Annotated in this window: 9 protein-coding genes; 6 read left to right on the top strand and 3 right to left on the bottom strand. The window is 70.3% G+C overall.

What is annotated here, in order from left to right; all coding sequences use genetic code 11:
- Positions 1–10 precede the first annotated feature (10 nt).
- Positions 11–1579, top strand: a complete 1569-nt coding sequence (gene lysS, locus ACFVR6_RS15135) for a lysine--tRNA ligase (protein WP_386964511.1) — start codon at positions 11–13, stop codon at positions 1577–1579.
- Between the two features lie 464 nt (positions 1580–2043).
- Here lysS and ACFVR6_RS15130 read toward each other — a convergent pair whose 3' ends face one another.
- Positions 2044–3186: a DUF4192 family protein gene (locus ACFVR6_RS15130; RefSeq protein WP_386964509.1), complete on the bottom strand. Its 1143-nt coding sequence runs from the start codon at positions 3184–3186 to the stop codon at positions 2044–2046.
- Positions 3187–3301: 115 nt separating this feature from the next.
- On the opposite strand from ACFVR6_RS15130, the gene ACFVR6_RS15125 reads away from it, so the two are divergent.
- The 4 genes from ACFVR6_RS15125 (at position 3302) to ACFVR6_RS15110 (ending at position 7194) form a co-directional block, all read left to right on the top strand.
- Positions 3302–3505, top strand: coding sequence for a hypothetical protein (locus ACFVR6_RS15125; protein ID WP_386964508.1), 204 nt, complete (start codon positions 3302–3304; stop codon positions 3503–3505).
- A gap of 45 nt (positions 3506–3550) precedes the next feature.
- Complete coding sequence (gene cls, locus ACFVR6_RS15120; protein WP_386964506.1) at positions 3551–5017, top strand: cardiolipin synthase; 1467 nt, start codon at positions 3551–3553, stop codon at positions 5015–5017.
- A gap of 98 nt (positions 5018–5115) precedes the next feature.
- Positions 5116–5850 (top strand): hypothetical protein, encoded by a 735-nt coding sequence (locus ACFVR6_RS15115; protein WP_386964504.1) that lies wholly within the window; start codon positions 5116–5118, stop codon positions 5848–5850.
- 405 nt (positions 5851–6255) lie between these two features.
- On the top strand, positions 6256–7194 hold the full coding sequence (locus tag ACFVR6_RS15110) for a DUF559 domain-containing protein (RefSeq protein ID WP_386964502.1): 939 nt from the start codon (positions 6256–6258) through the stop codon (positions 7192–7194).
- A 396-nt stretch (positions 7195–7590) separates the two neighbouring features.
- Here the strand turns inward: ACFVR6_RS15110 and ACFVR6_RS15105 are convergent, their stop codons facing one another.
- Together ACFVR6_RS15105 and ACFVR6_RS15100 are read right to left on the bottom strand one after the other, a co-directional pair.
- A complete protein-coding gene (locus ACFVR6_RS15105) occupies positions 7591–7827 on the bottom strand; it encodes a helix-turn-helix domain-containing protein (protein WP_386964500.1) in 237 nt (78 codons plus the stop codon).
- Positions 7824–8447, bottom strand: a complete 624-nt coding sequence (locus ACFVR6_RS15100) for a hypothetical protein (protein ID WP_386964498.1) — start codon at positions 8445–8447, stop codon at positions 7824–7826. Before ACFVR6_RS15100 ends, ACFVR6_RS15105 begins: the two co-directional genes overlap by 4 nt.
- A gap of 188 nt (positions 8448–8635) precedes the next feature.
- Between ACFVR6_RS15100 and ACFVR6_RS15095 the strand changes: the two genes are divergently transcribed.
- On the top strand, positions 8636–11167 hold the full coding sequence (locus tag ACFVR6_RS15095) for an ATP-dependent Clp protease ATP-binding subunit (protein ID WP_386964496.1): 2532 nt from the start codon (positions 8636–8638) through the stop codon (positions 11165–11167).
- Positions 11168–11290: the final 123 nt, after the last annotated feature.

Genomic DNA, 11290 nt, shown 5'->3' with positions numbered 1-11290 from the left:
GAGCGCTGAGATGCCGCCGGTAGACTTGGGGCGACTTTCCAAGGAGCCATTCGTGACGACGCCGCCTTCCCCCACGCCCATCGAGCCCGCCTCTGAAGAGGATGTGTTCGAGCAGAAGGCCGTGCGACTCGCCAAGCGCGAGCGCCTGATCGCCGAACGCGCGGATGCCGCCGGGGGTGCCTACCCGGTGTCGGTACCCGTCACCGACACCATCCCCGCGCTGCGCGAACGATTCGCCGACCTGGAAGCCGGTGCCGAGACCGGCGTGATCGCGGGTGTCGCCGGACGCGTGGTGTTCAGCCGCAACACCGGCAAGCTCTGCTTCGCGTCGCTGCAGGCCGGCGACGGCAGCCGCATCCAGGCGATGGTCTCCCTCGCCGAGGTGGGCGAGGAGTCGCTGCAGGCGTGGAAGGAGCTCGTCGACCTCGGCGACCATGTGTTCGTGAGCGGGCAGGTCATCTCCAGCCGCCGCGGCGAGCTGTCGATCATGGTGACCGAGTGGGCCATCGCCGCCAAGGCGCTGCTGCCGCTGCCGAACCTCTACACCGAGCTCAGCGAGGAGAGCCGGGTGCGCTCGCGCTACCTCGACCTCATCGCCCGCGAGCAGGCGCGGGATGCCGTCGTCGCGCGCGCCAAGGTCAACGCGAGCCTGCGTCGCACGTTCACCGAGCACGGCTTCATCGAGGTGGAGACGCCCATGCTGCAGGTGCAGCACGGTGGCGCCGCCGCCCGCCCGTTCGTGACGCACTCCAACGCGTTCGACACCGACCTGTACCTGCGCATCGCGCCCGAGCTCTTCCTCAAGCGCGCCGTCGTCGGCGGCATCGACCGGGTGTTCGAGATCAACCGCAACTTCCGCAACGAGGGTGCCGACTCCACGCACAGCCCCGAGTTCGCGATGCTGGAGGCCTACCAGGCCTACAGCGACTACAACGGCATCGCCGACCTCACCCAGGAGCTCGTGCAGAACGCGGCCGTCGCCGTCGCCGGCTCGACGACGGTCACGTGGGCGGACGGCACCGAGTACGACCTCGGTGGCGAATGGGACCGCATCTCGATGTACGAGTCGCTGTCGGCGGCATCCGGTCGCACGATCACCCCCGAGACGACGCTCGACGAGCTCACCGCGTTCGCCGCGGAGGTCGGTGTCGAGGTGCCGGCGAAGATCGCCACCCCCGGCAAGTTCGTCGAGGAGCTGTGGGAGCACTTCGTCAAGAGCGACCTCACCCGCCCGACGTTCGTCATGGACTTCCCGCTCGACACGAGCCCGCTGGTGCGCGAGCACCGGTCGATCCCCGGTGTGGTGGAGAAGTGGGACCTGTACGTGCGCGGCTTCGAGCTGGCGACCGGCTACTCCGAGCTCGTGGACCCCGTCATCCAGCGCGAGCGGTTCGTGGAGCAGGCGAAGCTGGCCGCCCGCGGTGACGATGAGGCGATGCGCGTGGACGAGGAGTTCCTGCGCGCGCTCGAGCACGCGATGCCGCCCACCGGTGGCATGGGCATGGGCATCGACCGCCTGATGATGGCGATCACGGGCCTCGGCATCCGCGAGACGATCCTCTTCCCCCTGGTGAAGTAGCCCGCCCGCGGTCGGCGGTCGCCCGCCCGCGGCCCGCCCGCCCGCCGCCCGCCCGCCCGCCCGCGGCCCGCCCGCCGCCCGCGCGCCGCCCGCCCGCGGGTGCCGGGCGGTTCCGGTGTCACTTGTGGCGGGTGTTTCGTCCGCGGACTGTGCGGAAGTGACACTCGACCGGCGCTGCGGCGTCGCCGGGCGGTTCCGGTGTCGCTTGCGGTGGGTGTTTCGCGTCCCGACTGTGCGGAAGTGACACTCGAGCAGCGTTGCCGGTCGCCGCGGATGCCGCGAGGCGCGGGCCCGCCCGCGGTCCGCCCGCGGTCGCCGGCCGGCCCGCGGCCGCCGGGCGGCTCCGGTGTCACTTGTGGCGGGTGTTTCGCCCGCGGACTGTGCGGAAGTGACACTCGAGCAGCTCAGCGCGAGCACGCGCGGCACCGCGACGGCCGCAACACGGCGGCCTGACGCGCGGGGCCTCAGGCGCGGCGGAAGGCCCAGTCGGGGAGGTGCCCGGCGGCGACGAAGGACAGCACGATCTCGCTGAGCCCGTGCTCTGGCTCGACGTCGGTCGCCAGCTGCGCGTACCGCTCGGCGTGCGTCGAGCGACCGAGTGCCCACGACAGCCAGGCGCAGGCCGCGAGTGCGCCCGGCCGCATCGTCGTCGGGGCGAGCGCGGCGACCTCGCGGGCGACCTCGAGGGCACGCGAGAGGCGCTGCGGGTCGGGCCGCGGCCCCTCTCCCCACATCGTCATCGCGAGGTCGACGGGATACTCGGCACCGTCCTCCCAGCGCCGCTGGGCCTCCAGTGCGCGCTCGCCGCGCTGCGCATCGGCGCTCCACTGCACCAGGGCGACATCGCGCAGCGCAGGCCGGGCCAGGCACCACACGAGCAGCGCCGCGTCGTACGGCGGAAGCGTCGCGGCATCCGCCTCGAGCACCTCTTCGAAGTACCGCGGCACGTCGTCGAGACGGCAGGCCGCCGCCAGCGCGGCCGGATCGATGCGCCGGTCGCCGTCCGCGATGCCGCCGGTGACCTCATCGGGGTCGGGCGGTTCGTCGCGGTCGCCGCACAGGGTCCGCACTGCCCAGTACAGGGCGCGCAGCGCCGTCGCCACAGCCTCGGCGCGGGCGACATCGCGCGGCGGCAGCGTCGCGCCGGAGGCCTGATCGCCGGGCGCGATCGGCGCCGCCGCGGGCGCGGCCAACTGCAGCGCGGCGAGGGGCCGGCCGCCGGGCGGGCAGTCGGCGTCGAGGTGCGAGCCCCACCCGTCGCCGCCGACGGAGAGGGCGTCGGTCAACCGCAGCCCGCAGGCATCGGCGCTCCTGCGGAGGCTCGCGACCAACTCCGCGTGCGGCAGACCGTCGCGGCACGACGCGTCGGTGAAGACGGCGACCGCGAGGCCATCGGCATCGGGCAGCCGGCACACCATGCCGAGGCAGGTCGCCGCGAAGGCGTCGAGATCGACCTCGGCGCGCGGAAGATCCATGCGCATCGCGCCGATGCTGCGCCCGCGATGGAACGGCACCAGCACGAGGCTGTGGGTCGGGGTGAACCCGAGCATCGCGGGGACGAGGGAGAGGAAGTGCGCGGCATCCGCCGCTTTCACGATCGTGGTCATGGCGTCAGCGTGCTCGGATCGATGGATGCCGGTGGGGCCGAAACCGCCCGAGTGTGGACGATCCGGGGGTTTCGCAGCCGGTTAAGAAGGCGCCGGCGGCACGTACGATGGAGTCATGGACGAAACCTGGAGCGCGGTGGTGTGGGCGCTGCTGCCGACCATCGTGGTCGTCTTCCTGTTCTGGTTCGTGCTGCGCGGCATCCTGCGCATGGACCGCACCGAACGCCGGGTGCACGCCCGCATCGAGGCGGAGGAGCGCGCCAAGCGCGGCCTGCCGCCCGTTGCGGACGCCGCTTCCGCAGGTCGCCCCGCCCGATGACCGCCGCTCTCGCTACGCTGACCGAGTGAGTAGCGAGGGGGATCAGTGATCAGCATCACTGTCGATTGGACGTGGTGGGTCATCCTCGTCGGGGTCGTCGACCTCATCGTCCGCATCACCGCGATCATCGTCGTCCCCCGCAACCGGCGCCCGACGGCGGCGATGGCGTGGCTCCTGGCCATCTACTTCATCCCGCTCGTGGGCGTCTTCCTGTTCCTGCTGATCGGAAACCCGCGGCTGCCGCGCAAGCGCCGCCGCAAGCAGACGCAGATCAACGAGTACATCCACGACACCAGCGCGCACCTGGACTTCGGCACGCTGCGCCCCCACGCGCCGGAGTGGTTCACCTCCACGGTGACCCTCAACCGCAATCTGGGAGCCATGCCCTTGGCGGGGGACAACGCCGCCCACCTCATCGCCGACTACGAGGCATCGCTCGCCCAGCAGGCCGAGGCCATCCGCACCGCGAAGCGCTACGTGCACGTCGAGTTCTACATCCTGCAGACCGACGCGACCACGGATGACTTCTTCCGCGCCCTCGAAGAGGCGTGCGCCCGTGGCGTCACCGTGCGCGTGCTGATGGACCACTGGGCCAACCGCGGCAAGCCGTACTACAAGCAGACACTCAAGCGGCTCACCGACATGGGCGCGCACTGGCAGCTGATGCTGCCGGTGCAGCCGTTCCGGGGCAAGTACCAGCGGCCCGACCTGCGCAACCACCGCAAGCTCCTCGTGGTCGACGGCATCGTCGCCTTCATGGGCTCGCAGAACATCACCGACTCGACGTACAACCTGCGGCGCAACATCCGCCGCGGGCTGCACTGGGTGGACCTCATGGTGCGCGTGGAGGGCCCGGTCGTGGCATCCATCAACGCGGTGTTCCTCTCGGATTGGTACAGCGAGACCGACGAGACCCTGGCCGACGAGATCGATCTGTTCGAGGTCACCGCCGGTCCCGGCGACCTGGACTGCCAGATCGTGCCGTCGGGGCCGGGGTTCGAGTTCGAGAACAACCTCAAGCTGTTCCTGAGCCTGATGTATGCCGCGCAGCGCAAGCTCATCATCGTGAGCCCGTACTTCGTGCCCGATGAGGCGATGCTGCTGGCGATCGCCACGGCCTGCCAGCGCGGCGTCGACGTGCAGCTGTTCGTCTCCGAAGAGGGTGACCAGGCGATGGTCTACCACGCGCAGCGCAGCTACTACGAGGCGCTGCTGCGGGCCGGCGTGCGCATCTGGATGTACCGGAAGCCCTTCATCCTGCACTCCAAGTCGATGACCGTCGACGACGAGGTGGTCGTCATCGGCTCGAGCAACATGGACATGCGCTCGTTCGGTCTGAACCTCGAGGTGTCGATGCTCGTGCGCGGCGAGGAGTTCGTGACGGAGATGCGCGACGTCGAGCAGTCGTACCGCGAGCTCAGCCGCGAGCTGACGCTGGACGAGTGGATGCAGCAGCCGCTGCGCTCCACGGTCCTCGACAACCTGGCACGGCTCACCTCCGCTCTGCAGTGAGCCCGCCCGCCGGCGTCGATGCGGCCGGGCGGGCGAGTGTTATCGCCTCGTGACCGGCACCACCGGCAGCGTCCAGGCATAACCGACATCATGGAGCCATGACTCATCGCTCTCGCTCCCTCGTCGCCGGCGCCGGACTGGTCCTTCTCCTGGCGGGCGCGCTCACGGCGTGCGCGACGGCGTCTCCCGCACCGGGGACGACGAGCGGGACGGGCGCGGGCGCGACGACCGAGGCCGAGGTGGATGCCGCCTGGCTCGACGGCGGTCGCTTCATCGGCCTGGTGACGCAGGGGTCCTCGACGTGCGTCCCGATCGCGGATGCCGCGACCGTTTCGTCCAACGGCACGCTGGAGGTGACGCTGGTCGAGCCGCCCGCCGACACCGCGTGCACCGCCGACATGTCGCCGCGGGTGACGGTGGTCGGCGTTCCGGAGGGCGTGGATCCCTCGAAGGATCTGGAGATCACCGTCCGGGGCGAGGGGTACGAGGGCGACACCGACCTCGACGGGCTGGCAGGGGTCACCGCCCCCACGGGCGAGACGGACTACCTCCCGAGCGCCGGGTGGGTCGACGACGACGCGTTCGTGATCCTCACGTGGGGATCCTCGACGTGCGCCCCCGTGGTCGAGGCGATGGAAGTCACCGCCCCCGACGCCGTCACCGTGACGTTCGCGACGCCCGCGGAGAACCAGGTCTGCACGATGGACATGGCCCCGCGCGCGGTGCTGGCCGTCCCCGGCGAGGGTCTCGACGACGATGCGCCGGTGACGCTGACGCTCACCGGTGGCGGCCCCGCCTTCGAAACCCCGGTCACGACGACGATCCTCGGCTGACCCCGGATCGCGCGGGCGCCCTTCGCGTGCGCTGCCGCGCGGGTGCGCGCCGCGTGCGGGTGCGCTCCGTTGCGGGTGCGCGCCGCGTGCGTTGCCCGCCAGTGCTGCTCGAGTGTCGCTTGTGGTGGGTGTCGCGGGTGAACATTGTGCGGAAGTGACACCGGAGCAGCCCGGGCGCGGGCCAGCGCTGCTCGAGTGTCGCTTGTGGTGGGTGTCGCGGGTGAACATTGTGCGGAAGTGACACCGGAGCAGCTCCGGCGACGCGAGGTGCCGAGGACGGGTACGGGTACGGGCGCGGGTACGGGGCGGCGCGGGTTCCTCCACAGGTGGGGGATCGGCGGAACTGTCCACGATCGGGGCGGAGAGCGCTGCGGCGGATGGCCGTGACCTGCCAGGTTCTCGGGCATGCGACGTCATCCGCTTCCTCCGCACCTGCTTCCCGTCTTCACGACGGCGGATGCCGCGGCATCCGCCGTCCCACGCTCGCGGTTGCGCGCGGCGGACCTCACGCGGCCCTACCGTGCGGTGTACACGACGCTCGAGGAAGTGCCCGCCGACGACCCGGCGGCGGAGATCGTCAGGCGCGCGCAGATGGCCGAGCCGCGTGTGGGGGACGGCTTCTTCTCGCATCTCACCGCCGCCGCCATCTGGGATCTGCCGCTGCCGTGGGCTTCCCTGGTGTCCCACGACGAGTTGGATGTCGCCGTGCTGCATCCTGCCCGTCCGCTGCGGGTGACAGGTCTACGCGGGCATCGCGTGCAGCCCGAGCACGTGCGCATCACCCGGCATCCGCGCCACGGGTTGCCGGTGCCGAGTCCAGCCAGCACGTGGGCGATGCTCGGGCGGGTTCTGCGGCATCCGTACGATCTCGTCGCTGCTGCCGAGGGCATCATCAGTGATCGGCGGGTGCGGGATGACCCGCCGTTGGCCGGCGTCGCGCAGTTGCAGGCAGCGGTGTTCTCGAAGCGCCGTGTCGGCATCGTCGCGCTGCGGGAAGCCCTGGTGCGGGTGCGGCCGCACGTCGCATCGCGCACCGAGACTTGGACGCGGTTGCTTCTCGTCGATGCGGGCCTGCCCGAACCGCTCATCAACGAGGCGGTCTTCGACGCGCTGGGGCAGTTCCTCGCGTGCGTGGACCTGGTCTACCCGCAATGGAAGATCGCGATCGAGTACGAGGGATCCCACCACCTCTTCGACGAAGCGCAGTGGGGGATCGACATCGACCGATACGAGCGGCTCGCCGCGGCGGGGTGGCACGTGATCAGGGTCACGAAGGACGAGCTGTTCCGGCATCCGGATCGCCTCATCGCGCGGGTGCGCCGCGCCATCCGCGCCGCCGCGTGACGTCCGCGGGTGGCGCGTGCGCCGCGCCACCCGCGCCGCTCCATCCGGGACGCCGCGCCGCGCGCACCCGCGCCGCTCGTGTGTCACTAATGGCGGATGCCGGGCCTCACCACTGTGCGGAAGTGACACGTGAACCGCCCCAAACCGCCGGGCCGCCCGAACCGCGCGCCCCGCGCCGCCCGAACGCGCCGCCCCGAACCGCGCGCCCGCGCCCCGCGCCGCCCGAACGCGCCGCCCGAGCCGCGCGCCCGCACCGCGCACCGCCCGCGCGGCTCGAGTGTCACGAATGGTGGGTCCTGCGGCCCGCGACTGTGCGGCAGTGACACTCGAGCAGCCCAGCCGACCCGGCCGCCCCGCCCGGCCGCCCCCGGCCGGCACCCCCGACACCAGCGCGGGTCAGCGGGGGTCGGCGCGCACCAGCAGGTCGCCGACCTCGCAATCCAGCGCGCGGCACACCGCCGACAGCGTCGAATACCGGATCGCCCGCGCGCGGTCGTTCTTCAGCACCGACAGGTTCACCACCGACACCCCCACCAGCTCCGACAGGCGCGCGAGCGTCATCCCGCGCTCGTCGAGCAGCTCGTCCAGCCGGCAGTGGATGCCGCTGGGGCCCTCGTCGTCGGCGGGGCTCATACCAGGCCCTCCGTCTCGCGCTGCAGGCGGTCGCCCACCACGAACACCGTCGAGGCGAGCGCCACCACGAAGGCGACGGCGAAGAGGGTGCCGACATCCACCGTCATCACCACGTTGTCGAAGGTCCGATCCGACAGCGCGGCGAACGCCCCGTTGGCGGCCATGTTGCCGAAGAACGGGTAGGCGGCCACGCCGATCAGGGCCGTGAAGCCCGCGACGTTCACCAGCACCGTGTTGCCGCGGCTGAACACCCGGTCGCGCAGCACATTGCGCGCGAGCAGCAGCAGGCAGGTCACCACCGTCACCACTCCCACGACCATCAGCACCTGCTGGATGACGATCGCCCACAGGGATGCCACGGGCAGATCGGTCAGCGTCAGCACCGCCGTGTCGAGCGCCACCTCGACCCCTGCCCCGTCGACGCCGATCGGTGCGACGGCGGGCGTACCCGCGAACTCCGCGAACACCTCGACGCGCGGGCTGCTCAGCACGTCGGCGATGCGCACGACCGCGGCGACGACGGTGCCGAGCATGAGGGCGCCTCCGGCGACCATCATGATCAGCAGGCCGACGCGATCACCGGTCGACAGTGCCCGCTTGGGTGGGGCCGTGGTGGTCATGTCTGCTCCTTCGTAACGAATATCGTTGTTATCGATAAGCGTTAACATAACGACTGTCGATAGGGCCGTCAATTGCGGCTCCGGGGGAGGGAAGGCATCCGCCCGTGGCGAACAACGGGCATACAGGCATCCACTGGTCGTTACCCTTTTGCGTAAGCGCCAGAACTGTGCGCTTGAAGGAGTCGACGATGTTCGAGAGATTCACGGACCGTGCCCGTCGCGTGGTTGTGCTCGCCCAAGAAGAGGCGAAGATGCTCAACCACAACTACATCGGCACCGAGCACATCCTGCTCGGCCTCATCCACGAGGGCGAGGGGGTCGCCGCCAAGGCGCTCGAGTCGCTGGGTATTTCGCTGGACGCTGTGCGCGAGCAGGTGCAGGACATCATCGGGCAGGGTCAGCAGCAGCCGACGGGTCACATCCCGTTCACGCCGCGGGCCAAGAAGGTGCTCGAGCTGTCCCTGCGCGAGGCGCTGCAGCTGGGCCACAACTACATCGGGACCGAGCACATCCTGCTCGGCCTCATCCGCGAGGGCGAAGGGGTCGCCGCGCAGGTGCTGGTCAAGCTCGGCGCCGACCTCAACAAGGTGCGCCAGCAGGTCATCCAGCTGCTGAGCGGCTACCAGGGCAAGGAGCCGGCCGGCGTCGCCGCCGGACCCGGTGAGCAGAGCTCGCCCGCCCAGGGTGGCTCGGCGGTGCTCGACCAGTTCGGGCGCAACCTCACCCAGGCCGCGCGCGACAACAAGCTCGACCCGGTCATCGGGCGCGAGAAGGAGATCGAGCGGGTCATGCAGATCCTCTCCCGCCGGTCGAAGAACAACCCCGTCCTCATCGGCGAGCCCGGCGTCGGCAAGACCGCCGTCGTCGAGGGCCTCGCGCAGGCCATCGTCAAGGGCGAGGTTCCCGAGACGCTGAAGGACAAGCAGGTCTACTCGCTCGACCTCGGCTCGCTCATCGCCGGGTCCCGCTACCGCGGTGACTTCGAGGAGCGGCTGAAGAAGGTCACCAAGGAGATCCGCACCCGCGGCGACATCATCGTGTTCATCGACGAGATCCACACCCTCGTCGGTGCGGGGGCTGCCGAAGGCGCGATCGACGCCGCCTCGATCCTCAAGCCCCTGCTCGCCCGCGGTGAGCTGCAGACGATCGGTGCGACGACCCTCGACGAGTACCGCAAGCACTTCGAGAAGGATGCCGCGCTGGAGCGCCGCTTCCAGCCGATCCAGGTCGCCGAGCCGAGCCTGCCCCACGCGATCAACATCCTGAAGGGGCTGCGCGACCGCTACGAGGCGCACCACAAGGTGCAGATCACCGACGGCGCCATCGTCGCGGCGGCCAACCTCGCCGACCGCTACGTCAGCGACCGCTTCCTCCCCGACAAGGCCATCGACCTGATCGACGAGGCCGGCGCCCGCCTGCGTCTGTCGATCCTGTCGAGCCCGCCGGAGCTGCGCGAGTTCGACGACAAGATCGCCAAGGTCCGTGAGGACAAGGAGCGCGCCAGCGAGGAGCAGGACTTCGAGAAGGCCGCGGCTCTGCGCGATGAGGAGAAGTCGCTGCTGGCCGAGCGTCTGCGCCTGGAGAAGCAGTGGCGCTCCGGTGACGTCGCCAGCCACGCCGTGGTCGATGAGGGTCTCATCGCCGAGGTGCTGGCCCAGGCGACCGGCATCCCGGTGTTCAAACTCACCGAGGAGGAGTCCAGCCGACTCGTCTTCATGGAGAAGGCGCTGCACCAGCGCGTCATCGGCCAGGACGAGGCGATCGCGGCGCTGTCGCGCACGATCCGTCGTCAGCGTGCCGGCCTCAAGGACCCCAAGCGCCCCTCGGGCTCGTTCATCTTCGCCGGCCCCACGGGTGTCGGAAAGACCGAGCTCGCCAAGGCGCTCGCGGAGTTCCTCTTCGACGACGAGCACGCGCTGATCTCGCTCGACATGAGCGAGTTCGGTGAGAAGCACACCGTCTCGCGCCTGTTCGGGGCCCCTCCCGGGTTCGTCGGGTTCGAAGAGGGCGGCCAGCTCACCGAGAAGGTGCGCCGGAAGCCCTTCTCGGTCGTGCTCTTCGACGAGATCGAGAAGGCCCACCCCGACATCTTCAACTCGCTGCTGCAGATCCTGGAGGAGGGACGCCTGACCGACGGTCAGGGTCGCGTCATCGACTTCAAGAACACCGTGATCATCATGACGACCAACCTCGGTTCGTCGGCGATCGCGGGCGGCCCCGTCGGCTTCCAGGTCGAGGGCAACGCGCAGACGTCGTACGACCGGATGAAGGGCAAGGTCGACGAGGAGCTCAAGCGTCACTTCAAGCCCGAGTTCCTCAACCGCCTCGACGACATCATCGTGTTCCCGCAGTTGAACAAGGACGAACTGCGCCAGATCGTCGGACTGTTCACCAAGCGCCTGGCCGAGCGCCTGCTCGACCGCGACATGACGGTTGAGCTGTCGCCGGCGGCGACCGACCGCCTCATCGAGATCGGGTTCGACCCGACCCTCGGTGCCCGGCCGCTGCGCCGCGCCATGCAGCGCGAGATCGAGGACCAGCTCTCCGAGCGCATCCTGCACGGCGAGCTCAACGCGGGCGACCACGTCAAGGTGGATGCCACCCCCACCGGATTCACCTTCGAGCACGCTCCGCGTGGCGAGAAGGTGGCCGTGGGCGTCGGCACCGCCGGTGAGATCACCGCCACCCCCGACCTCCTGGCCGGCGGCGGCGACGCGTAATCGCCACCCGCGCCCACGCGCAACACAGAAGAGGGGGTGGCACCCCGGATACGCGCGTGATTGTTTTACTGGCGGAACCCGGGGGGCGGCGACCCGAACCCCCCCCGGGGAGGGAGTGGCCAC

It is taken from the genome of Microbacterium sp. NPDC058021 (assembly GCF_042885955.1).
Lineage (GTDB): Bacteria > Actinomycetota > Actinomycetes > Actinomycetales > Microbacteriaceae > Microbacterium.
This window is presented reverse-complemented; position numbering and strand designations above follow the sequence as displayed.